The sequence below is a fragment of the Streptosporangium minutum genome (assembly GCF_002149035.1).
Taxonomy (GTDB): domain Bacteria; phylum Actinomycetota; class Actinomycetes; order Streptosporangiales; family Streptosporangiaceae; genus Streptosporangium; species Streptosporangium minutum.
The window spans coordinates 18,481-40,942 of sequence record NZ_NGFP01000051.1; the positions used below are offsets into that span (position 1 = coordinate 18,481).

A 22,462-nucleotide genomic window follows, 5' to 3' on the forward strand; every position below is an offset into this window, starting at 1 on the left:
TACGGCATGAGAGCAATGGTGGCAAAACGCCTGGGCGAACCCGATGTCCTGACCCCCGCCTACCTTCCCGACCCGGTGCCGGGCCCCGGCCAAATCCTCCTTGACGTCGAGGCCGCCGGTCTCAACTTCGCCGACGCCGAACGCCTGCGCGGCACCTACTTGCCGCCACGACTGCCGTTCATCCCCGGCGGCGAGGTCGTCGGCCGCGACCCGGACGGTCGCCGCATGCTCGCCTTCGCCGGCAGTGCCTTCGCCACCAAGGCGCTGGTGAAGGATCCGGTCGAGATTCCCGAAGACCTTTCCGCGGGCGCCGCGCTCGCCCTCCTGGTCCAGGGCTTGACCGCCTGGCACCTTCTGCGTACGGCTGCGCGGATCCTCCCCGGCGAAACCGTCGTCGTCAACGCCGCAGCCGGAGGCGTCGGCCACCTGGCGATCCAGCTGGCCAAGGAGTTCGGCGCCGGACGGGTCATCGGCACCGCCTCCACCCCCGACAAACGTGCCCTGGTCCTCCGGCTCGGCGCCGACGCCGCCATCCCCGGCGAGGCCGACGGCTACGCCGAGCGCATCCGCGAAGCCAACGGCGGCGCCCTCGCCGACGTGATCCTCGACGCCGTCGGCGGCTCCGTCTTCGAGGCAGCCCCTCATGCGCTGGCGCCCTTCGGCCGCCTGATCACCTACGGCACTTCCGGAGGGATCGACCCCGCCCCCGTCGACCCCGGGATCCTCAGCGAGCGCAACATCACCGTCGGCGGCTACTGGCTGGGCGCCCACCTGCGCCTTCCCGGCAGCCGTGCCGCCGCGCCGCTCCACGACCTGCTCGCCCTGACCGCCTCGGGACGCGTCCACCCCTTGGTGGGCGCCGAGTACCCTCTCGACCAGGCCGCAACCGCCCTCACCGCCCTGACCACCCGCCGCACCACCGGCAAGGTCATCCTCCGCATGGCGTGAAGCCCTTCTGCGGCAGAAGCCCGCTATCCGCCTGCCTCCGGGATGGCGAAGGGCACTCCGCTCACCTGTCTCCCGGGAGGTGTGCAGGTGAGCACCCCGTGCCCCGCTCTCCGGCAGTTGCCCCGACGCGTGCGGCCGTCCGGACGGACAGCGATCCATCCGTCCGGACATCCCGTACCTTGCGTTTTAAGGTCGCCGTCCCGTGACAGCGAGCCTTGAGCTTGGCGCAGAGGGACGCCCCGATCATGTCGCCCGTCCGGTTGTTGTGCAGATGGCGGTCCAAGCAGGTGAGGGATGCCGCATGCGCGGGTGCGTGGTAAGTCGCCCTCCGGGCCGGGGCTTGCGGGCGACGATCGCAACCTGTAGGTTGCCAATTAATGGCAACCTACAGGTTGCGAAGGAGGGTGGGCATGGATTCGGACGCGATCGAACGTGTGACGGTGCTACGCCACCCCGTCGAGCGGGTGTGGGCGGCGCTGACCACCGCGGAAGGGCTCTCGCGGTGGTTCGGCTCGGTGGCGGAGATAGATCTGCGGCCCGGTGGGCGCGCGTTCTTCCGTTGGGACGACCTGGACGAGGAATCCGTCGCCACGATCGCGGTGGTCGACCCACCACACCGTTTCGCGTTCAGGTGGGCGATCGAGGGCCTGCCGGAGGATGACGCACCTCAGACGCTTGTGGACTTCACCCTGGAGCCGGTGCCGGACGGCACTCGGCTGCGCCTGGTGGAGAGCGGGTTCGCGCAGGCCGCCGCCGACGTGGCCCGGTCCGCCCACAAGGCCAACAGTCAGGGATGGGACGCCGAGCTCGTCGATCTGAAGACCTACCTCGATGCGACCGCCTGACGCGGAGGGCCAGGCCGTCGCGGTGTTCGCGGCGCTCACCGATCCCACGCGGCGGGCGCTGCTGGAGGAGCTCGCCCGCGCCGGGCCCGCAACCGTCACTGATCTGGCGCGACGGTTGCCGATCAGCCGCCAGGCGGTCGCCAAGCACCTCGGCCAGCTCGCCGAAGCGGGCCTGATCAGCTCCGGCGAACCGGCCGGCCGTCGCCATCCCTACCGGTTGGAACCAGCCGCCATCCGCACGGCCCAGGTGTGGCTGGCCAGGCTCGCCGGCAGGTGGGATGACCGGCTGGCCGCGCTGGAAGGCGCACTGGAGGCCACTGACAGCGCCACCGACACGAACCAAGGAGTCACGCGACAATGAGCAAGCCTGAATTCACGGCCGGCCTGAACATCGCCATGAAGATCCCCAAGGCACAGTACGAGGCCACCGTGGCCTTCTACCGCGACACGTTGGGCTTCGACGTCAAAGAGGACGACGTCTCCTACGCGCCGACCGTCTCGAGAACTCATTCCGTGCGGTTCGGACCCAATACGCTGTGGCTCGACTGCGTCGACAACTACAGCCAGCCCGACCTGTGGCTGCAGCTCCACACCGATGACCTGGACGCGGCAGCGGGCAAACTGGCCGACATCGGTATCCACCCGTGTGACGAGGTCGAGCCCCTGAACAACCTCGATTCCAGAACCCACTGGATCAAGAACCCGGCCGGTGTCGTGCATCTGCTCGCGGAGTCCGGCTGATCCTGATGTCGCGATGAGGCATCCCAGCGAGGTGAGCGGCCACCCTCGGCGGTAGCGCGGAGCCGACCGCCCGGTTTCCCGAGTCGCTCAAGCTCCGATGACACAAGCCCAAGGTTTGCTGTCGCAGCACAGTCACCCGTCCTGGATGATCACGATTGGGTGGCGGAGCGGCACGTCGTCGTGACATGAGCACGGCCATCACCGATCTTCTGTTCTGCGGAGAAACGAAGATCACAACAATGGCCGCAGGGTTAAGTATGACGGGTGCGCCACTACGAGCGTGAGTGGTGTCGACGAGTTCGTCGGCGATGGCGCGGACAGCCGAGTGCCGCTGACCTTCGTCCTTGATGCCAGTACGCACCCGCAGCCGACCCTCACGTAGAGGGGCGTGGCCTCGGTAAAGGACACTCGTTTGGGGCTGTGACACGGTCGTCGACGGCACCCCGTCTGAGGTACTCAACGAGTCCCTTGCAACCCGAGCAGCCGCATAGGCTGCGCCCATAAGACGGCTGTCCGGAATCACCGAGGCACCTCATGTGCACTCTGGTGCGCCACCTGGAAGCGATGGCCATCGACGACGTGCTGGATCTGTTCGCACTGCTGATGTCGACCAAGCTGATCAACCTGGTCTTCGGCGTCTTCGGCGTCTTCGGCGTCTTCGACGACGACGGCGTTTAGGGGGCGCCGTTCCTTGGGCGTCAAGGGGGGCAGCCCACATAGGCCCAAAACCCACATTCACGATCTTGACGTGGGGCTGACAGGACAAGCTCGGGTTGACATAAAGGTACTTACCAGACACCACGACCTGCGAAACGCAACGCCGATCGTTATCACGCCGGACTTATCCCCACATGTTCGAGCCGGAATCCCGAGACCTCGCCCTCTCACTCGCGCATTCCGGTTACCCCCTGAACAGGCGAAATGCGAATCAAGATCCACTGAATGTGGGTTCTGGGCGTATGTGGGCCGAGGGCCTCAAGGCAGCGATTTCGTTCAGGGCGTGGGATCGTCGTTGGCTGAGTTGCGCCTTCCCGTTCGTCCGCCTCATTTCCCGGCGATGTCCGAACGGGAAGGCGCCTGCCTGCGACCCCGGCATAGCCTATGGAGGCCATCCAGAGAGTCGGGCCACGTGCCGATCTATTCGAGCACCGGGTAGTTCGCGCGGAACACGTGGTGCGGATCACGGGCCCGCTTGATCTCCCGCAGCCGCGCGAGCGCGCCGGCCGAGAAGGACTTCGCCGCCGTCTCACCGGGCGACAGCACGGTGTACGGCTTGCGCCCGCTGATGTAGGCCCCCAGGTCGGCCACGACCTCGGCCTGCTTGGCGCGCGTCGCCTCGGCCGTGTGCGGCAGGCCGAGACCCAGCAGGCTGAGCAGGTACGGCTCGGCCACCGCGCCGCTCGCACCGGCCCCGGCGCCCGGTTCGGCGAGCGCCCCGCCCAGGTGCCTGATCTGCACGTTGATGAGCGGCTGGACCGGCTTGGCCAGCAGGAGCTCCACCGCGTCCGGGTCCAGGCCGGTGAGCAGCTCCGCACGGGCGATGGACGGGGCGGGATCGGTGGGCTCGGCGGCGATGCCACCCAGGTCGGCGACCAGGACGACGCCGCGGCTGTCGGAGATCGCGTCCTCGATCTTGTCGATGCGCGCCAGCAGGTCCGCCCCCTGAGCCGCTTCACCCAGGTAGGCCAGGTCCAGCGTCACCATCGGCGGTGCGCCGGGCGGCTGGAGCCGGTTGATCCAGACACTCAGTTCGCGCGGCGCCTCGGCGGTGATCTCCAGGAACGCGTCGTACACCTCCCTGGTGCGGTGTTCCGGCCAGATCACCCGCCCGCCATACAGGACGGGCGCCGGATACAGCTCGAGTTCGAGGGCGGTCACCACCGCGAAGTCCCCGCCACCGCCGCGCAGCGCCCAGAACAGCTCAGCATCGGACTCGGCGCTCACCCGGCGCGGCTCGCCGTCGGCGTCCACGATGTCGACAGCCCGCACGCTGTCGGCGGCGAAGCCGTACTTGCGGGAGAACCAGCCGACCCCGCCGCCCAGGGTGTAGCCGGTCACGCTGACGCCCGGCGCGCTGCCGGACAGGCCGGTCAGCCCCAGCGGACCGGCCGCCGCCAGCACCTGCCCCCACTTCGCGCCCGCACCCACCCGGACCACGCGCTCCTGCGGGCGCACCTCCACCTCGTTCAGCAGGCCGGTACGCAACAGGATCAGGCCGTCCACATCACCGGAGGCGCCATGGCCGCTCGGCTGCGCGGTCACCGTCAGACCCGCCCGCCGCGCGTAACGCACGAGCGCCGCCACGTCATCGGCGTCCGCGGCCTCCGCCACGGCCGCCACCGGCTGCCTGACGGTCAGATTCCATGGGGTGGCCGCCTGTTCGAAGCCGTCGTCACCGGCCAGGAGCACGCGCCCCTTCAGGACACCGCGCAGATCGTTGATCGTCATTGTCGTCTCCCTTTTCGAGTTGTCAGAGAATGCGGACGTCAGGCGGACTGCGCGGCGGTCGCCGGGGTGGTGCCGGTCTCGCGGAGGGTCAGCAACCCCGTGATCGCGATCAGCGCCGCGGTCAGGCCGTGGATGCCGAGCGCGGCGGCCGTGGATCCGTGGTGGGCCAGGACGTTGACCATGTCGCCGAACGGGGTGACGGCCATCATCAGCAGGACCCAGCCCAACGGGCGGCGGTGGCCTGTCACCAGCAGGATGCCCATGGCCAGGCCCATCGCGATCTCGCGGCTGCCCTTCACGATGGAGAAGCCGCTGCCGTCAGAGGGCCAGTTCGCCAGCCCCGGGAAGGTCGTCCCGAGGGGCAGGACGAAGGACAACCCGAGGTAGAGGGTGAACAGGACGACGACGGCGGCCAGGACGGTGTTGAGCTTCTTCAGCGACATGGTCGTTCTCCTTGTTTGTACGGACGGGCAGGGTTCAGCCGCGGACGCGGCGGATGTGGCGGGCGTAGCGTGGGCGGCCGATGACGTGCCAGATGAGGCGGACCGGGGCGGGCAGGCCGCTGAGGACGAGGGCGCGCTCGGCCGGGTTCGCCTCTTCCAGGACAGCGCCGAAGAGCGTGAGCAGAATGAGCTTGGGAGTGTTGTGTACCAGGTGGTCGCCCAGGGAGGCCCACTCCTGTCGGGTGATGTGCTTGGCCGCGAGCGGGAGGAGGGTGGCCTCCTCGTCGTCGAGGTGTTCCAGCAGGACCGCGCGGTGCTCGCAGAGGGCGGCCGCCAGGGTGTCGCGTTCGTCGGCGCCCGCGGTGGCCTCCCAGGCAGGGAGCGCGGCGTCCAGCCTGCTCAGGGTGGCCGCGACGCGCTCGTGCTGGGCCTGCATGCGCAGGACGATGTCGGCCTCCAGGTCCACCCGGGAAAGCAGCGGCGGCCACAGCAGCTCGTCCTCGCCCTCGTGATGGTTGTGCAGGCCCAGCCGGTAGACGCGGAAGTGGCCGGCGATCACCTTGGCGCGAGCGGTGTCACCCGGGGCGACGGCCGCGACGAGCTCCACCAGCAGCCGTGACTCACGGCGGAGCACGCGGTGGACGATCTCCATGTCCTGGGTGTCGACGCTCATCTGTTCCCGCTCCTTCATCGGTTGCGATGTGTTCAGGCTGCTCCTGGGTGTTTGGAAGGCATTTGGAAGCGATTTGGAACGTCTACGTAAGATGTGCGGATCATGGTCTTCATCCGGGTGCTGGGCTCGTTCGGGGCCGAGGTCGGCGGCGAGCCTGTTCCCCTGGGCGGACCTCGGCAGCGGGGCGTGCTGGCGTTGCTGGTGGCGGCGCGCGGGCAGGTCGTGCCGGCCGACCGGATGATCGAGGACCTGTGGCGCGGGGAGCCGCCCGCGCGGGCGCTGATGTCCCTGCAGGCGTACGTGTCCAACCTGCGCCGGCTGCTGGAGCCCGGACGTCCGCCGCGCACGCCGGCCCGGCTGCTGGTGAGCGCGCCGCCTGGCTACGCGCTGCGGCTGCCACCGGATGCAGTGGACGCGTGGCGGTTCGAGGGCCTGCTCGACCAGGCCCGTACGGACACCGACCCACGCGCGGCGCAGGCTCGGCTCGCCGAGGCGCTGGGGCTGTGGCAGGGACCGGCGTTCGCCGAGGTCGCCGACGAGCCGTGGGCCGCCGCCGAGACGGCCCGGCTGAACGAGCTGCGCCTGGTCGCCACCGAACTGCACGTCGCTGCGGGCCTGCGCATCGGCGACGCCGCCGCGGTGGTCCCCGAGGCCGAGCGGCTCACCCGCGACGAGCCGCTGCGCGAGGAAGGCTGGCGGCTGCACGCCCTGGCACTGTGGAGCAGCGGCCGCCAAGCCGCCGCGCTTGCGACGCTCCGCCGCGCCCGCGGCATCCTCGCCGAGGAGCTCGGGCTCGACCCCGGCCCGGACCTGACGGCGTTGGAGGAGGCGATCCTCACCCAGCGCACGGACGTCCTCCACGCGTCCGTGTTCCTGGCACCGCCTGTTGTCCCGCTGCCGCAGACGGTTCCGATCACCGAGGCGCCGTTCGTCGGACGCCAGGAGGAGCTGGCGGCACTGGTCGCGGCCGCTGCCGAGGCCGCCGCCGACGGAGCGCGCATCGCCCTTGTCACCGGCGAGGCCGGGCTCGGCAAGTCGACGCTGCTGGAACACCTCGGCAGGCGGCTGGAACGTGACGGATGGCTGGTCGCCGTCGGCCACTGCCCCGAGGTCGACAGCGCGCCGCCCGCGTGGGCCTGGACCGAGGCGCTGAGAGCCGTCGCCGCGACCACGTCCCCGGGCGAGTTCGCCGGCGATCTCGCGCCACTGCTCACCGACACCGAGCCGGTGAACGTCGACGCCACCGCGGGACGGTTCCGCCTGCGTCAGGCCGTGTGGAAGTGGCTCGCGGCCGTGGCCGCGCAACGCCCGGTCGCCGTCGTGCTGGACGACCTGCACTGGGCGGACGCCGTCACGCTGGAGCTGTTCGGCGGCGGCCTCGGCATCAGGGCTCCCCTGCTGGTCGTCGCGGCGTACCGGGCGGACGAGAGTGAACACCTCACCGAAACGCTGGCCTCCCTCGCGCGCGCCACACCGCTGCGGCTCCCCCTGCCCGGCCTGGACGAGAAAGCCGTCGCACAGCTCGTACGGACCGAGTGCGAGGCCGACGACGAGACCTCCGCCGCCATCGCCGAGCGCACCGGCGGCAACCCGTTCTATGTACGCGAAAGCGCCCGGCTGATGAACGGGGAGGGCGCGCTGGTCGCCCTCTCCGAGGTCCCCGAGGGCGTACGGGACGTGCTGCGGCGGCGCCTCGCACGGCTGCCCGAGGCAGGCGTGGCCGTGCTGCGACTGGCCGCGGTCGCAGGCCGGGAGAGCTCGGTGGACGTCCTCGTGGACGCCGCCGACACCGACGAGGAAGGCGTGCTGACCGCACTGGACGCAGGCGTGATCGCCGGGCTGCTGAGTGAGCCCGGCCCCGGACGGGTGCGGTTCGTCCACGCCCTCGTCCGCGACACCCTCGTCGCCGGCGTCAGCCGCCTGCGGGCATCCCGCATGCACGCCCGCATCGCCGCCGCGCTGAAGACCACTGGTGACATCACGGCGCTCGCGTACCACTACGCGCGAGCCGGATCCCCCCAGGCCGTCGGCTACTGCCTGCGGGCCGCCGAGCTGGCCGAGGCACGCTACGCCCACGACGTCGCGGCCGATCTCCTCACCGACGCGGTCGCGAACTCGACCGACCCGGAGGAGCGCATAGACCTGCATGGCAGGTTGCTGCGGGCGCAGGTCCGGGCCGGCGCCTTGCTTGCCGCGCGCCAGACCCGCCTGCAGGCCGTCGAGTACGCCGAGTCCCTGGGACGCGACGACTTGATGATCGCCGCGTTCACGGCCTGGACCGAGCCGACACCATGGCAGTCCCGCGAGTACGGCACGGTGGACCGGCCCATGGTCGACAGGCTGAGCCGCCTGCTCAAGCACACCGAACTGGCCCCGGAGGTACGCAGCCACCTCCTCGCCGCCTACGCCGAAGAACTGGTCGGCGAGGACGACCCCACCGCCCTGGCGGCGGCCCGCGAGGCGCTCGGCCTCGCCACCTCACCCCGTCTGCGGGCGGCGGCCCTCCAGGTCCTGACCCGCGGCCACGGCAGCTTGCCCGAACGCGACGACCTCTGCCGCGAGCTGGTGGCGATCGGCACCGAGCACGACCTGCCCGTCTACCGCGTCACCGGGCTACTCAACCGGGCCGCATGCGCCGCCGCGGCCAACGACCCGGCCACCATGCGCCGCGCGGCCGCCGAGGCACTCGACCTCGCGCGCACCTACCGGCTGCCCGAAGCGATCGGCGTCGCCGAGGTGGTGCTGGCGACCCTGGCCCTCGTCGAGGGCCGGTTCGCCGACGCCGAACGGCTCTACACCGAGGCCGCCGACGGCATGCGGCGTGCCGGATCCCTGCACGCCGTCGGCTTCCTCGGCCTCGCGCTGGCCGCGATCCGGGTGAACAACGGCACGCTCGGCGAGCACCTGGAGGAGGTGCGCGCCTTCCACGAGGCGTTCGGCCCGATCGCCTCCGACCTGCTGGTCCTCGCCCTGCACGCCAACGGCCTGATCGACGAAGCCCGCCGGATACGCACCTCGGACCCGATCCGCCCCGACTACTTCTTCACCTTCCTCACGACCGTCCGCGCGATGGCCGCCATCGCCCTGGACGATCGCGCCGCGGCCGAGGAGATCTACGCGACGCTGCTTGCGCGCCGCGACGGCCCCCCGCCGGACGCCACGAGCCTGTCGGTGGAGCTGCGCCCGGTCGCCCACACCCTCGGCGAGCTGGCCGTCTTCCTCGGCCGCGCCGACGAGGCCGCCGCCCACTTCGCCCAGGCCGCCACCATCGCCGACCGGTGGAACGCACCTCATTGGGCCGCCGAGGCCCGATCGCGAACGACCACCTAGCCACTGCCCATGGCGCCGCACATCCGTGACACAGAATCTGCATTATCTGTCTCACTGCAAGTGAGAGTCGACAAGGTGGTCAGCTCGCTCTCGGGAGTGCTGAGGCCGATTCGCCAACGTTATGTGTCACATCGGCGTGGAGGCGCTCATGGCGGTCGTTCCGTTCCCGGCTCCATCCGCCGGCACCCCGGTGAGCCAGCAGAACTTGGCGGACACTGTCGACCGCTATCTCGACACGATCACGACTTCCACGACCCGTGCCAGCTACGGCGAGACCCTCTCCCCTCTGAGCGTCCGCGCCGGCACACACGCCACCGCCTCCCTCACGCCCGAGGACTATGCCGCAGTGATGGGCCGGTGGGCTGGCGCGGCGGCCGCCACCTGGAATCGGCACTTGCCCGCGCTCACCTCCTTCACCGCCTGGGCGCAGCGCCAGGAGATCCTGGCCACCAACCCCGCCCGACGACTGGAGCGTCGCACACCCGCCCGCCGCGGCGACCGCGCCGTCCCACGCACCCGGCTGGACAAGCTGTTCGGCGACGACCGGCACGGCCTGCGCGAGCGCGTGCTGTGGCGAATGCTGTACGAGACCGCCGCCCGCGCAGGAGAGATCCTCTGCCCCAACATCGAAGACCTCGACCTCGAGTTCAGGCGCGCCCGCATCACCTCCAAGGGCGACGCGATCGAGTACGTCCACTGGGCAACCGCTACCGCCCGCCTGTTGCCCCGCCTGCTGCGCGGCCGTACCAACGGCCCGGTCTTCCTTGCCGACCGCCGCGCTTCCACCTTCGGATCGCGTGCTCCCGCTATCGCGGACATCTGCTCTGCTACCGGCCGTGGACGGCTGTCATATCCGCGTGCCGAATACCTGTTCAAGCAGTCCACCTGCGCCCTCGACCCGCATGAGCAGGGCTGGGCCTTGCATCAACTGCGTAACTCTGCTCTGCAGCACCTGGTCGCCGACGGACGGACCGCTCCCGAACTGCAGGCCAAATCCCACCACCAGCACCTCGGAAGCCTGGGCCGCTACGTCCGGCTCGGCGAGAAGACCTCTGCCCGTGTCACCGCCGAAGCCGACCCGGCCGCCCGCCGTCGCACACGCTGACGGCCATTTCAAACGTCAAGATCATTCTCAGCGCCAACGGCTGTACCACTGTTCCTCGACCACGATGCCCGGCCCGAGGCCGCCGGCGGCGCGTCAGCGCCGGGCGGCCGCCCGGCCTTGACCCCTTCAGGCAGGGGTTCCACAAATCCGACCGCGAATGAGGAGCTTCGCGTGAGCGATGGGTTGCCAGGCACGACGCACAACGACACTCTGAACTGAAGGTGACCGCAACAGACGCAGCCAGGACTGTAAAGGAGTCGCCCATGGAATTCCTGCTGGGCATAGCGATTGTCATTGTGATCGTCTACCTGATCGCCTCGAGCGAGGATAGCGAGGAGCATCCCGGGTGGCGGGGAATTCCGAAGCCGACCTCCCGCAGCAACCCGCCGTTTGGAGTGGACAGGAAGTCCTGGAAGCGGACGCAGCGGAGGAACGAGCAGATCACGCGGGAGGTCCGGAAACAGCCCCCGTATGACCCCTGACCAGGTCGCTAATGTCTAGACCATGTTCCGCCGACAACGGCCCTCATCTGGCCATGCCGGGGTGTGACAGGTCATCGCGGGCGCGCGTGGGCCTGTCCGCGACGTCCGCGAACTGCTGGGACTGGTGGCTGCTGGAGGATCGTGGGCACTACCTGACGGGCGGCGGCCGGGACCGGCCGGAGAGCCGCAGCCCGGCCCGTGAACGCCAGCGGCCCGCTCCTGGCGGGCCGCCTTGAAACCGTGAAGAAAAGTCTCATCGGATCTTTGCGGGGTCGTGTCCAGTTGCCTTAGCCCCGGACGATGACTCCCACATCGACGTCAACATCGACGTCGACACCACGGTGATTCATGGCATCCCCTTTCTTGGATTGTCCCTTTCTTGGATTGTGCTGCCAGTAGATCACCGCACGGCGGCCGGGGACACGGGCCATTAGGTCAGTTCTCGGTGCCGGTCCGTGGTGGCCAGGCCCGCATCCGGCAACCGCCGACCGGGCACAGCAGGGCGGGGTCGGCCTGGTCAACGGACACGGCCCGATCGGGGTCCAGGCGCCCCGAGTGGCGAACGGTGGTCAGCGAGCATGCCGCCTCAGGCAGGGCGGAGCCGTCGCGGGTGACCACGCGATGCAGGCGTTCCAAGGCGGTCATCGGGCCGGCCTCGATCGCGCCGGCGTCACTGCCAGGGCGGGCGCGACGACCGGCAGACCGCGGTTGTCCGGCAGATGGTAGGGACTAAGGGGGCCTCGTTTCAGGTCACTCACCGCCGTCACCAGTCTGGCCGCTGCTCGCCGGTCTCGTCGGCCCGCTGGCAGAGCTCGCCGCAGTAGTCGGATCCGGTCGTGGTGATCGGCGCCGAGCAGGTGATGCACTCCTCGGCATGGCCATCCGCCAGCAGCTTGATGGCCACCGCGGCGACGTATGGTGACGCCCCCGACGACGTCGAGGATGCTCTCCGCCGCGAGTGGACGGACCATCTGGGGCCAGCCACGTTAGAGGACTGGTCGGAGTCTTGATCAGCGACCAGTTTCCAACTCACGAGAACGGCCCCGTGACAGGTAACGCTGTGCTCGCTGACGTTGCTGGTCACGATTGGCCATCGCTGACGTTGGTGGCCTCGTGGAGGCCGCGCGGTCCGGCCAGCCTGGAGGATATGAAACCCCGGCGCGTGTTTCCCCCGTTCATACTCGCTTTTATGAGGCGCTGGCGGGGGTTTTCCCGGTGCGTGCTCGCTTTGCTGTGCGTGGTCCTGGTCGCGGGACTGGCCTGGGTGCTCGGCCCAGGCGCGACATGGGTGCTGGCGCACTTCGACGGGGTGCACGGGCTGGCCGGCAAAGACTTGGCCGCGGCGCTGGACGCGATCCGCGGGCGGGCACTGGCGATCGCCACCGGACTGATCGCGCTGGTGGCGGTCTACTACACCGCCACCAACGCCGATACCGCCCGGCGGACCTTCCGGCTGAGCGAGCAGGGTCACGTGACCGACCGCTACACCAAGGCGATCGAGCAGCTCGGCTCGGACAAGCTCGACATTCGCCTGGGCGGCATCTACGCGCTGGAGCGGATCGCCCGGGACTCCGCCCGCGACCATCCCACGGTCATGGAGGTGCTGGCGGCCTTCGTCCGGGAGCACTCCCGAGACGTCGCAACCGGCGAAACGGGAATCGTGAAATCTCGGAGGCCGCTGCTGCGGACCGACCTTCAGGCCGCTCTTACCGTGATCGGCCGGCGCATTGCCGGTCAGGACCCACCCGGCATGAGAATCAACCTCGGCGGCGCAGACCTCACCGGCGCAGACCTCACTGGCGCGACCCTCGACCACGCGACCCTCACTGGCGCGGATCTCACCGACGCGACCCTCACCGGCGTGAACCTCACCAGGGCGTGGCTTATCGGCGTGGACCTCATCGGCGCGGACCTCATGGGCGCGGACCTCACCTGGGCGTGGCTCACCGACGCGTGCCTCACCCGCGCGAACCTCACCGACGCGAACCTCATCGGCGCGACCCTCGGCCGCGTGGACCTCACCGGCGCAGACCTCACCCGCGCGGACCTCACCGACGCAGACCTCATCGGCGCGAACCTCACCCGCGCGACCCTCACCGACACAGACCTCGCCAACGCGATCCTCGGCCACGCGAACCTCACCGACGCAGACCTCACTGACGCGAACCTCACCCGCGCGACCCTCATCGGCGCGAACCTCACCCGCGCAAACCTCACCGACGCGGCCCTCCGGAATGTGGTGGGCCTGCCGGAGCGCCTGCGACCCGCGCCGAGCGAACCGGCGGGCGCGGGCACCGAGGAGGCGTCCGAGGCGGGGCCCGCGCCGAGGGCGAAGCCGGATCAGGAGTGAGGATGCCCGGTTTGCCCCCTCGGGCCAACTCGGCCTGACCGACCAGGCTGACCCCGACCCGGGTGCGGCGGGGGTTCCGGAACCTCCACGCGAAGGCCCCATCTCCAGCCCGTGCACTCAAACCCACCACGCCAGGCCCCGGGCGCCCACCCCGGCTTGAAGAATCGCCGCCCGGCAACCCACCACGACGTGGGACGCGTCCTGGCCACCGGCGAGGCATACGCTCGCCTCACCCACCACAAGAAAGGCATCAAACCCCGCCGAACTGGCTAAACAACAAGCTCAGCGGCAAGGCTCCCAGGCCAGATAACCTGTGGCGTAACGAAAGATCCTTTGACATGGTGGCCACATTCTTGCCTGATTTGAAGGGAAACCACCATGGGCCGTGCAGTTACGTTGATCCGCTCATCCTCCTTGTCTGACGTCGCCGAGTACGCCTACGCGGCCACGGCACCCACCGGATCTCGCCTGATCTTCCTTGCCGGGGCCTGCCCGCTGAACAAGGATGGATCCACGGCGGCGGTTGGAGACTACGCAGGTCAGGCAGCGAAGGCCCTCGAAAACATGCAGACCGCCCTGACGGACTCCGGTGCATCCCTGCATGACATCATCAGCACCAGGGTTCTCGTGGCGTCCAGCAGGCAGCAGGACCTGGGGACCGCCTGGGAGGTAGTCCGGGCCTTCTTCGGTGATCACGACGTTCCCAGCACATTGATGGGCGTCACAGTGCTGGGTTATGAAGATCAACTCGTGGAAATCGAAGCCATCGCCGCTGTGCTCGACTCCTAAGGTGGCGATCAACCGAACCCTGCGGTGTAGGTGATCGGGGGCAGCACCGTGGCCCTCCTACGCCGAGACCGGCTTGTCGGAATCGAGGTGGCGCGGCTGACGCCGAGCCGGTCGGCGATCTGCTGGACGGTGTAGCGGCGCTTGCCGTCCTCGCCTTTCATCTCGTACGGCGTGGGCCGTCTCCACCCCGTGGGCGTGCAGGGCCGCCGGTCGCCCGCCTACTCGGCCGCGTGCGCGGGCCGAGGCCAGTCCTGCGAGGGTGCCCTCGACGATGAGTTCGCGGAGGAACTCGTCGAAGGCACCGAACATGTGCGGGTGCGGCCGGAATACGACGGAAACACACCGCGGCCTGACGAACCGCGTTCGCGCACGGCACGCTCCTGGGCCCGTCCCAGGTCGCCGCGCACATGCGCGGCACGGTGAGCGTGCACGAGCTGTCGCTGGCCCCCGTCCGGGAGAACGTCGACGGCCGGCCGCTGGGCTGGCTCGCCACCTACAAGACACCGGTCAAGGCCGCCCACCTGGCGGGCAACCCGCACAGCACGTTCTCCTACTGGACGCCGCCGCAGAACGCGGTGAGCATCGACACCGTCGCCACCTGGGCCGACGGCCTGGAGACCAAACGCCACGTGTGGAATCTCTACCGGCGTACGAGCCCGCAGGGAGCCGGCTACAACCTGGGCAACTTCTGGCGCGACCCGAGCGACCCGAAGCTGCACGTGCTGCGGCTGGAGCCGTGGCGCGTGCAGGTCATCAGGGGCGGCAACCTGCCCGGCAGACTCTGGTACGCGCCGGGGAAACGCTGAACGACCTGCAGACACCGCGGAGCCGTCCTGCTTCATAATCCGGGACAGGGCGGCGGTGACCTATGGGCATCCACGATGACGGCGCGGAACCCCAGCCTCCGCGCCGTTCAGAACACGCCTCTGACGTGCAACGATCGACCTGCTTTGGGGCTGGGGGCGCCTTTGGGAGGAGGACGCCGTGAACGAGGATCCGGGAGACGGCGACCAGTCGCCAGCCGACGAGGACGATGACTTCGCCTTGCTGGCCTTCATCAAGTCGGCACCAGGCAACGTGAGCCTGGAGTCGATGCTCGGGTCCGCGCCACCAGCCGCGAAGTAACGCCGTGTAACTGTCGCGATGCGCTTTGGCCATGGACTTCGCTGCCAGCCCAGCCGCAAAGTAGCAAAGCGTTATGTCTCGGCTGCTCGGCTACGCCATGTCCGAACACCACGATGCCGCGCTGCCCTGCGCCTCATTGCAGATGGCGGCGACCACCCGCGGCGCCGAGGTGGATGGGTGATCTTCCACTCGGGAAGCGGATTCAACTGGTCGTCGCAACACCCGCGCCTGCCTGGGCTCCGGCGTCGATGCTGCCGACGGTCAAGTCGGTCAGCGCCGCGATGGCCTCGGCGACGGTGGCCCGCCCCCGGTTCAGCTCCGCGGCGATCGCCTCTGCCGCGCCCAGCGCGCCGACGCAGCGCAGCCGGAGGGCTTCCTGCGTGAGCCTGGAGTACGGCCGCAGGGCGGTGGCCATCAGGTCCGTGTAGCCGTCGAGCAGTTCGCGCTCGATCGCCTCCATCTCCTGGTTCCCCTTGAGCGCGGCCGAGATGGCGGTCCACTCGGGCATATCGGTGGCGCACGCGAAGTAGGCGGCGCTCAGGACGCGGGCGATCTCGCGGGGGACGGCCGGGGCATCACGCAGGGCCTCCTCCGAGGCGGCCCGGTGCCGCTCGTCGAGCCTCCGGTAGAGCGCGATCAGCAGGCCGGGGCGGGTGCCGAAGTGGTCGTAGACGATCGGCCTGCTCACTCCTGCGGCCTCCGCCAGGCTGAGCAGCGTGAGGCTGTCGGTGCCGTGGGCGCGCACGATCGCCATGGCGGTGTCGAGCAGTTGCTCCCGCCTGGCCGGCTTGGACAGGCGAGTCGATCCCGTGGTCATCGTCCTCCCTTGCGTTGCCTTCCAGCATAAGCTACAAAATGTAAGTTACAGAATGTAGGTTAACGGAAGGACATCACCGTGGAGCACTCCGTACTGATCATGGGCGGATCCGGCCAGGCGGGCGTGGGGACCGCAGCCCTCCTGCGCCGGTGGTACCCGGAGCTGCCGCTGACGATCGCGGGCCGGGATCTCGGCCGCGCCCGGCGGGTCGCCGACGAGCTCGGCGGCGCGACAGCCGTGACCATCGATCTGCGGCGAGGCGACCTCGGCCTCCAGCGGACCGACGGCTACTCGGCGGTCGTGGCAATGGTGTGGGACAGCCACCTGAACGGGCTGCGTTACGCACAGGACCGCGGCCTGCCGTACGTCAGCATCTCCAGCGGCCTGGTCGACATCGGCCCCGAGGTTGTCGCCGCCGGCCTGCGAGCCGGCGCGGCGCCGATCCTGCTGGCCAGCCACTGGTACGCGGGACTCGTCGTCCTCGCGGTGCTCGGCCTCGCCAGGGAGTTCGACCGGCTCGACACCATCGAGGTCAGCGGGGTGCTGGACGAACAGGACAGCGGCGGGCCCGCGGCCACGGTGGACATGGCACGCCTGCTGGCCGCCACCTCAGCGGGGCACGTCCGCCGCGACGGCGTCTTCAGCTGGGTCAGCGGCCCCGACGCACAGGTGGAGGTCACCAGCGTCGACGGCGCCGTGCTGCCCGGCCAGATCGTCCCCATCCTTGACGTGCCGAGCCTGGCCGTCGCGACGGGCGCGCCCAACGTCCGCTTCGCGTTCGCGATCGGTGAATCGGCGGGCAGGCGGCGCGGCGGGCCCGCGTCCACGGAGGTCAAGATCGACCTTGAAGGCGTGGACCGCGCGGGCGCACCACTCAGGACAAGCCGCTACCTCCTCCACCCGGAGGGGCAGCGCCCCCTGACGGCGCTCGGCGTGGCCCTCGGCGTCGAGCGACTGCTCGGCCTGCGCGGCGAACCCGTGCTGCCCGGCCTCCACGTCCCTGAGGCGTTGATCGACCCCGGCTACGCGGCCGAGCGGATGGCGGAGATCGGCGCCACCTTCACTGACTCCGCCGATCGAGAATCACGGGCGGCGCACCCGTGAGACGACCTGATTCATGATGGCACTGTCAGGCACGGGTCGCCCCGCCGAGCTCGCGGGTGCGGACGTCACTTGACGCGCGTACATCGGGGGACCGTAAGAAATGCGTCACACGGCCCGGGTGTAGGTGATCGGGGGCAGCACCGTGGCCCTCCTACGCCGAGACCGGCTTGTCGGAATCGAGGTGGCGGTAGATCGTGGCGCGGCTGACGCCGGGCCGGTCGGCGATCTGCTGGACGGTGTAGCGGTGCTTGCCGTCCTTGCCCTTCATCTCTCGTACAGGGCGCGGGCCATCTCCGCCCCGTGGGCGTGCAGGGCCGCCGGTCGCCCGCCTACTCGGCCGCGTGCGCGGGCCGAGGCCAGTCCTGCGAGGGTGCCCTCGACGATGAGTCCGCGGAGGAACTCGTCGAAGGCGCCGAACATGTGGAACTGCAGGCGGCCTCCAGGTGTGGAAGTGTCGATGCCCTGCTTGAGCACCAGGAGGCCGACCTCGCGCTCGCGGAGCTGCGCGGCCAAGTCCAGCAGGTGGCGCAGTGAACGGGCGGCGCGCGACAGGCGGGTGACGACGAAGGTGTCGCCAGGCCGGACGTAGTCGAGCGCATTGTCGAGCTCGGGGCGTCGATCGATCTTTCCCGATGCCTTATCGACGAAGATCCGGTCGCATCCGGCCTCGGTTAGGGCGTCTCGCTGGCTGTCGGGGTTCTGGTCTCGGGCGGACACCCGACCGTAGCCGATCCTGCTCACCTGGATATTGCCTCATCAACGGCCTTGACCATGGATAGCGAAACATAGTTCTCGTACGCGGGTTATGAGACATACATGCGAGGCCGAAACGCTGAGAGCAGGGCTATGGCCGCAGGGTGTCTCAGAAATGATCGATCCCGTACAAGATCAACGCCGTATGGAGCTCATGACAGCGTTCTTACCGGCACCCCGTCCTGGAGGCTCAGGGCTCGGGGGTGGCCGGTCCGGATCGGTCCGCAGTGGCTCGCAGCTCCGCCGTCACCGCGCGCTCTCGCAGCTGGGCGGCCTCGGCACGTAGCACCTCCGCCTGCTCGCGCAGGTCCGACAGTCTCATCTGCTCCATGGCCAAGTGCATTCGCGCCTCGTCTCGCTCTGCCTGAGCCTCACTCACCTTCGCTGCGGCGCGTTCCCGGGCCTCGGAGATCTTCTTGGTCGCGCGCTTCTCGGCCTCGGCCAGTTGCCGGGCCGTACGCTTCTCGGCCTCGGCCGCCTGTTTCTCCGCGCGGGCCGCCTGCGCGCGGGCCTCTACCGTCTCAGCCACCGCCTCGCCACGTGCTCGAGCCTCAGCGTCGGCGCGCGCCATCGCCCGATCCCGCTCGGCCTCGATCGCCTGGGCCCGGGCGGCGGAGGCGACGGCGGCCCGTTCGGCCTCGGCCCTTGCCTCCTCGGCGGCGCCGGCGGCGCTCTGCGCCTGGTCCCGCTCCGCGCGCGCCTGCTCGGCCCGGCCTTGATCCTGTACGGCCTGCGCCCGGGCCTGTTGCGCCTCGATCTCAGCGGCCTCCACCCGTTCGGCCATCTCCCGCACTGCCGCGTCCCTGGCCATCTCGGCCCGCTCGGCCCTCCGCCTGGCCTCCTGCTCGGCGTGCTTGGCCTGACGTTCGGTCGCAGCCGCCTCATGCAGGGCGGCCAGCGCCTGCTCCCTGGCGGTCTCGGCATCGGCCAGCGCGATGTCCCGTTCTGCGTGGGCCTCCTCCACCTGCCGGGCCATCGCGTCACGCTCTCGCCGCGCGTGACCGGTGGCCTCGCGGGCCAGCCGTACCTGTTCGAAGGCCTGTTCCCGCTCGGTGCGCGCGATCGCCACCCGGGTGTGCGCCTCGGCCTGCACCGCGCTCAGCTTCGCCTCCACCCCGGCGGGGCTCAGCTCTTCGGCCAGCACCTGCGCCAGCGGCGCGATCGTCGCCGCCATCCCTTTCTCCATGCGCTCGTAGAACTCCTCCGCCCGTGCCAGCACCCCCTCCAATCCCGGCGTCGCCCGCCTCAACTCTCGCTCCCGTTTTGCCACCGCCTGGCAGTCCCCCTGCAGGCAGTACGCCCGTGGACGCCCTCTCCCCGGCCGCTGCTCGATCGGCGCCCCACAGTGTTTACACGGCGTCACCGCACCTGTCTCTTCTGCCACCAGCTCAGGGTAGCACTCTGATTTTCCAGAAAATCAAAATCAATAATTCATATCCGTTGCGTCTTGGGCGGTTGTCAGTAACTACCGGGAATGTAAATTCCCGCAAGTTGAGATCCGTGGGGGCAAGGCCGGCGCGCAGTGCTTGGGATTTGGGATTCGTCATCTCGCCGACCTGGGGGTTCGTCACGTGGTGTCAGCGAAATCGTCACTTCGTGTCAGTAGCGTGAAGACCTCTCACGCGCTTGCCGCTTTTGTGCCGGTTTCGTGTTAATTTTTGAGCGCTCTCACCCTTCCCTTGGTAGATGCTCCGCAGCCCGGCGACTTGGCCGTGTTCGGTGTATGCGCTCCTGGGCGGTGCAGCGTCACTCCCCCGGCTGAAATCTGGTGATGTTTCCTGCGAGGTTTTGACGGTGCTGTGGCTGCTTGAGCTGCGGTTTCGTCATTTTCTGTCAGCAGAAATCATCACTGGGATGTCAGTGGCGGCCATGCGCTGATCGACTGGTTCGACGTCGGGTCGACGATTCCGGTACGCAGCCGCTGTGGAACGCGGCTGGACGAACTCGGCCTCAAGCGTGCAGAGCGGGCTACGGGCAGCCGTTGAGCATCTGACCCGATGATGGCCAGATGCCGGTCGCCGCCACCCTGTAATCGCCCCAGGCCGTCACCAGCTCCAGCCTGGCATCCTGAGGCTCACCGGTGACCGCTCGCCGGACATTGCGCGGTGTGGTTGTCGGTGGTCAGAGCACCGGCCGCGCCATCGTACGGCCCTTCAGCTCTCCTGCCTCTGGCCGTCGACGCCGCGTCTGACGGGCGGATCGATCCACTCTGACCTACGGTAATACCGGCCGGTGACGGCTTCATCGGTCCTGTGCGGGCTCTGCGGCGGCGGGCGCGGGGTGCGTCCGCAGCTGGTCGATCTCGGTTCGTAGCTTCCCTACCTCGGTGTGCAGGGCGTCGTGGCGGGCCTTGAGGTCCTCTCGCTGGCCGCGTAGTTCGGCGAGCAGGTCCTGGTCGGCCTCGTGCAGTGTTTGGAGGCGGATCAGCTCGGTGGCGCGGGTCTCGGCCTGCTGCCGGGCGGCCTCCAGCTCGGCGCGCAGGTGCTGGGTCTGCTCGTCGTGGTGCTGGCGCACGCGCTCGAGGGTGGTGTGGGTGGCCAAGGCCTCTTCGCGTGCTGTGGTGGCGTCGGCGGTGGCGGTGGCCAGTTGCAGCGTCAGGGCTGCGGCCCGGTCGCTGTGCTCGCTCAGCTGGGTCCGCAGCCGGACGCTGGTGTGCTGCGCGGTCTGCAGCTGGCGGCCGCGTTCGGCGAGCTCGTCGTTCAGTGCCGTGCGGGCAGCCTGCAACTCGCGGTTTTCGGTGCGCAGCGCGCGCAGTTGGTTGGCCTGGTCGGCGGTCACGCCTTCGGCGAGCTCGGCGGCCTTCTTGGCGTCGCCGAGCTTTTCGCCGAGTTCGAGCACTTCGGCGCGGGTCTTTTCTTCGATGCGTTCTAGGTCGGCGCGGGCGTTGTCCTCACGTTTCTCGGCCAGTCGCTGGGCCTGCTCGGCTTCGCGCATCCGCCGCTCGGCACTGATGCGGGCACGATCGGCGGCCGCGGCCTGCTCGCGTGCGATCGCGGCGTCCGCGCGGTCCTCGGCGGCTTCGGCTTCGGCGGCACTGATCCGGGCCAGTGCGCCGGTCTCGGCCAGGTCGACCTTTTCGGCGAAGCGGTCGACGAGCGTGCGCAGTGCCTCCTGTAGCGGACGCGCTTCGGTCAGGACCGCACCGGACTCGGTCAGTGCGGCGGTCACTGCGGTGATCTGCTCTTTGCGCCGAGCGCGGGAGGCGGCGGTTTTGCAGGCGTCACTGCAGTACTGGCGAGGCCGGCGGCCGGTGGAGCGCGGCAGCGGCTGACCGTCCCAGGCACATCGGCCGTGCGGGGCCGCCGCATCGGCGGCGGGCGTCCGGAGCGGTTCGGCCACCACGCCCGGGCCGCCGTCGGAGCGGCCGGTGGTACCGGGCGGGTCGTCGTCGCGCGGCGCCATGGGCGGGTCGGCCGGATGGTCCGGTTCCGGGCGGAGGCCGAAAGCGGTGTTTTTCGGGTCATCCGCAGAACGGGGTGGTGCGTTGTCAGCCACCCAAGCACTCTACCAAAACGTGTCTTCATGACACGATAAAAAACTGGAGTGTCACGTTACGATATTTCAGCGACGCGTGTACGCCGGGCAGGCTTGCGATAACTTTGCTTATCGCAAGCCTAAGTGCGAATCTGCATCGAGATGTCAGTAGAAATCTGCATGAGGTGTCAGTGCGCAGCTCAGAGGCCCTTTTCGGAGCTTCGGTGATCGTCGGCGCACCCGTAGCGCGCCGTGTTCGCCCTCCTGCTCCCCTCCCATGAGCCCGTTGAGGCGCTCCCTCCGGCCGCCACCCCGGGGTGCCTGGTCCCTCCCGTGAAGAGGGCCGGCCTTCCGGTGAACGGACGGATCCCGAAGTGGTGGCAGCTGATTAGCGATAACCTGTCTTATCGCTAATCAAGGTCGGCGAGCGCGAAAACTGGGTGGCCATGATCAACAACGGCGAGGTGGCTGTCCGCCGGCAGTCAGGGCTACCGGAGGCCAGGGGCCTGGATCGGGGGCTGACCGAGGAGGCCGCCCTGCTGGTGGAGCGCGGCCTGGCCGCCAACACCCGCCTGGCTTATGCCCGCGACTGGGCGACGTACGGCGCATGGTGCGACGAGAGCGGGCACGCCCTGCTGCCCGCCACCGCCGAGACCCTGGCGAACTACGTCGCCCATCTGGCCGCCCACACCTACGCGCCGGCCTCCATCGACCGGGCGCTGGCCTGCATCCTGGCCGCCCACGATCACGCCCAGCTCGGCAAGCCCGCCACCAAACAGGCGCGGCTGGCCCTGCGCGCCTACGGGGGCTCCCCCCTGAACGTGGACACCGAATTCAGGCGGCGAGCTTCAAGCTACCTGCAGCTTTCTCGTAATCGACCGGGCTGATCTGGCCGAGGCGGGAATGCCGCCTGACCGTGTTGTATCGGGTGATCCAGCCGAACACGGCCAGGCGGGCTGCTCGGGCATCGGGCCAGTGGCGCGCCCCCTGCAGGATCTCGCGTTTGAGGGTCGCGTTGAACGACTCGGCCGCCGC

The 22,462-nt window shown here is 69.4% G+C and carries 26 protein-coding genes; 14 read left to right on the forward strand and 12 right to left on the reverse strand.

Going from position 1 to position 22,462, the window contains the following annotated elements; all coding sequences use genetic code 11:
* Positions 1-6 precede the first annotated feature (6 nt).
* From CA984_RS13760 to CA984_RS46085, 5 genes are all read left to right on the forward strand, one after another.
* The gene (locus CA984_RS13760; RefSeq protein WP_086571936.1) at positions 7-948 is read left to right on the forward strand and encodes a quinone oxidoreductase family protein; all 942 of its coding nucleotides are present in this window, start codon (positions 7-9) and stop codon (positions 946-948) included.
* A 410-nt stretch (positions 949-1,358) separates the two neighbouring features.
* On the forward strand, positions 1,359-1,793 hold the full coding sequence (locus tag CA984_RS13765; protein WP_086571938.1) for an SRPBCC domain-containing protein: 435 nt from the start codon (positions 1,359-1,361) through the stop codon (positions 1,791-1,793).
* Positions 1,780-2,154, forward strand: a complete 375-nt coding sequence (locus CA984_RS13770; RefSeq protein ID WP_086571940.1) for an ArsR/SmtB family transcription factor — start codon at positions 1,780-1,782, stop codon at positions 2,152-2,154. Before CA984_RS13765 ends, CA984_RS13770 begins: the two co-directional genes overlap by 14 nt.
* Positions 2,151-2,534, forward strand: a complete 384-nt coding sequence (locus CA984_RS13775; RefSeq protein WP_086571941.1) for a VOC family protein — start codon at positions 2,151-2,153, stop codon at positions 2,532-2,534. Before CA984_RS13770 ends, CA984_RS13775 begins: the two co-directional genes overlap by 4 nt.
* 534 nt (positions 2,535-3,068) lie before the next feature.
* Positions 3,069-3,212 carry a hypothetical protein gene (locus CA984_RS46085; RefSeq protein WP_165781234.1) on the forward strand — a complete coding sequence of 48 codons (144 nt, stop codon included), beginning with the start codon at positions 3,069-3,071 and terminating at the stop codon, positions 3,210-3,212.
* Between the two features lie 459 nt (positions 3,213-3,671).
* Here the strand turns inward: CA984_RS46085 and CA984_RS13780 are convergent, their stop codons facing one another.
* Genes CA984_RS13780 through CA984_RS13790 form a run of 3 tightly spaced genes read right to left on the reverse strand, consistent with a single transcriptional unit; the run spans position 3,672 to position 6,098 of the window.
* Positions 3,672-4,982, reverse strand: coding sequence for an FAD-binding oxidoreductase (locus CA984_RS13780; RefSeq protein WP_086571943.1), 1,311 nt, complete (start codon positions 4,980-4,982; stop codon positions 3,672-3,674).
* A gap of 38 nt (positions 4,983-5,020) precedes the next feature.
* Entirely contained in the window at positions 5,021-5,425 is a 405-nt protein-coding gene (locus tag CA984_RS13785) for a DUF4267 domain-containing protein (protein ID WP_086571945.1), read from the reverse strand.
* A gap of 34 nt (positions 5,426-5,459) precedes the next feature.
* The gene (locus CA984_RS13790; RefSeq protein WP_086571972.1) at positions 5,460-6,098 is read right to left on the reverse strand and encodes a hemerythrin domain-containing protein; all 639 of its coding nucleotides are present in this window, start codon (positions 6,096-6,098) and stop codon (positions 5,460-5,462) included.
* 102 nt (positions 6,099-6,200) lie between these two features.
* On the opposite strand from CA984_RS13790, the gene CA984_RS13795 reads away from it, so the two are divergent.
* The 3 genes from CA984_RS13795 (at position 6,201) to CA984_RS13805 (ending at position 11,015) form a co-directional block, all read left to right on the forward strand.
* Positions 6,201-9,428, forward strand: coding sequence for an ATP-binding protein (locus CA984_RS13795; protein WP_086571974.1), 3,228 nt, complete (start codon positions 6,201-6,203; stop codon positions 9,426-9,428).
* Between the two features lie 148 nt (positions 9,429-9,576).
* Positions 9,577-10,533 carry a tyrosine-type recombinase/integrase gene (locus tag CA984_RS13800; RefSeq protein ID WP_086571976.1) on the forward strand — a complete coding sequence of 319 codons (957 nt, stop codon included), beginning with the start codon at positions 9,577-9,579 and terminating at the stop codon, positions 10,531-10,533.
* Between the two features lie 263 nt (positions 10,534-10,796).
* Positions 10,797-11,015, forward strand: a complete 219-nt coding sequence (locus CA984_RS13805) for a hypothetical protein (RefSeq protein ID WP_086571947.1) — start codon at positions 10,797-10,799, stop codon at positions 11,013-11,015.
* Between the two features lie 435 nt (positions 11,016-11,450).
* Here the strand turns inward: CA984_RS13805 and CA984_RS13810 are convergent, their stop codons facing one another.
* Positions 11,451-11,660, reverse strand: coding sequence for a hypothetical protein (locus tag CA984_RS13810; protein ID WP_086571949.1), 210 nt, complete (start codon positions 11,658-11,660; stop codon positions 11,451-11,453).
* A gap of 118 nt (positions 11,661-11,778) precedes the next feature.
* Positions 11,779-11,919, reverse strand: coding sequence for a hypothetical protein (locus CA984_RS46090; protein ID WP_165781235.1), 141 nt, complete (start codon positions 11,917-11,919; stop codon positions 11,779-11,781).
* A 384-nt stretch (positions 11,920-12,303) separates the two neighbouring features.
* Here CA984_RS46090 and CA984_RS13815 point away from each other — a divergent pair, with 384 nt between their 5' ends.
* Positions 12,304-13,365, forward strand: coding sequence for a pentapeptide repeat-containing protein (locus CA984_RS13815; protein ID WP_165781236.1), 1,062 nt, complete (start codon positions 12,304-12,306; stop codon positions 13,363-13,365).
* Positions 13,366-13,743: 378 nt separating this feature from the next.
* On the forward strand, positions 13,744-14,154 hold the full coding sequence (locus CA984_RS13825) for a RidA family protein (RefSeq protein WP_086571952.1): 411 nt from the start codon (positions 13,744-13,746) through the stop codon (positions 14,152-14,154).
* Between the two features lie 8 nt (positions 14,155-14,162).
* On the opposite strand, the gene CA984_RS46095 is transcribed toward CA984_RS13825, so the two are convergent.
* Positions 14,163-14,315, reverse strand: coding sequence for a hypothetical protein (locus tag CA984_RS46095; RefSeq protein ID WP_165781233.1), 153 nt, complete (start codon positions 14,313-14,315; stop codon positions 14,163-14,165).
* A gap of 246 nt (positions 14,316-14,561) precedes the next feature.
* Here CA984_RS46095 and CA984_RS13835 point away from each other — a divergent pair, with 246 nt between their 5' ends.
* Together CA984_RS13835 and CA984_RS46100 are read left to right on the forward strand one after the other, a co-directional pair.
* Entirely contained in the window at positions 14,562-14,960 is a 399-nt protein-coding gene (locus CA984_RS13835; RefSeq protein WP_108724573.1) for a pyridoxamine 5'-phosphate oxidase family protein, read from the forward strand.
* A 178-nt stretch (positions 14,961-15,138) separates the two neighbouring features.
* Positions 15,139-15,279, forward strand: a complete 141-nt coding sequence (locus CA984_RS46100) for a hypothetical protein (RefSeq protein WP_165781237.1) — start codon at positions 15,139-15,141, stop codon at positions 15,277-15,279.
* A 202-nt stretch (positions 15,280-15,481) separates the two neighbouring features.
* On the opposite strand, the gene CA984_RS13840 is transcribed toward CA984_RS46100, so the two are convergent.
* Positions 15,482-16,096, reverse strand: coding sequence for a TetR/AcrR family transcriptional regulator (locus CA984_RS13840; RefSeq protein ID WP_086571958.1), 615 nt, complete (start codon positions 16,094-16,096; stop codon positions 15,482-15,484).
* Positions 16,097-16,174: 78 nt separating this feature from the next.
* On the opposite strand from CA984_RS13840, the gene CA984_RS13845 reads away from it, so the two are divergent.
* The gene (locus CA984_RS13845) at positions 16,175-17,200 is read left to right on the forward strand and encodes a saccharopine dehydrogenase family protein (protein WP_207620853.1); all 1,026 of its coding nucleotides are present in this window, start codon (positions 16,175-16,177) and stop codon (positions 17,198-17,200) included.
* Between the two features lie 151 nt (positions 17,201-17,351).
* Here the strand turns inward: CA984_RS13845 and CA984_RS47850 are convergent, their stop codons facing one another.
* From CA984_RS47850 to CA984_RS13860, 4 genes are all read right to left on the reverse strand, one after another.
* Positions 17,352-17,468, reverse strand: a complete 117-nt coding sequence (locus tag CA984_RS47850) for a helix-turn-helix domain-containing protein (protein ID WP_242675933.1) — start codon at positions 17,466-17,468, stop codon at positions 17,352-17,354.
* Positions 17,465-17,917, reverse strand: a complete 453-nt coding sequence (locus CA984_RS13850) for a recombinase family protein (RefSeq protein WP_242675934.1) — start codon at positions 17,915-17,917, stop codon at positions 17,465-17,467. The genes CA984_RS47850 and CA984_RS13850 overlap by 4 nt, the downstream gene beginning before the upstream one ends.
* Positions 17,918-18,143: 226 nt before the next feature.
* A complete protein-coding gene (locus tag CA984_RS13855) occupies positions 18,144-19,202 on the reverse strand; it encodes a coiled-coil domain-containing protein (protein ID WP_165781238.1) in 1,059 nt (352 codons plus the stop codon).
* A gap of 992 nt (positions 19,203-20,194) precedes the next feature.
* Entirely contained in the window at positions 20,195-21,448 is a 1,254-nt protein-coding gene (locus CA984_RS13860; RefSeq protein WP_133061653.1) for a coiled-coil domain-containing protein, read from the reverse strand.
* Between the two features lie 425 nt (positions 21,449-21,873).
* On the opposite strand from CA984_RS13860, the gene CA984_RS13865 reads away from it, so the two are divergent.
* Positions 21,874-22,314, forward strand: a complete 441-nt coding sequence (locus tag CA984_RS13865) for a site-specific integrase (RefSeq protein WP_133061654.1) — start codon at positions 21,874-21,876, stop codon at positions 22,312-22,314.
* Here the strand turns inward: CA984_RS13865 and CA984_RS13870 are convergent.
* Positions 22,262-22,462, reverse strand: a 201-nt coding sequence (locus tag CA984_RS13870) for an integrase core domain-containing protein (protein ID WP_086571966.1), incomplete at its 5' end; no start/stop codon positions are given. The two genes, CA984_RS13865 and CA984_RS13870, sit on opposite strands and share 53 nt — an antisense overlap.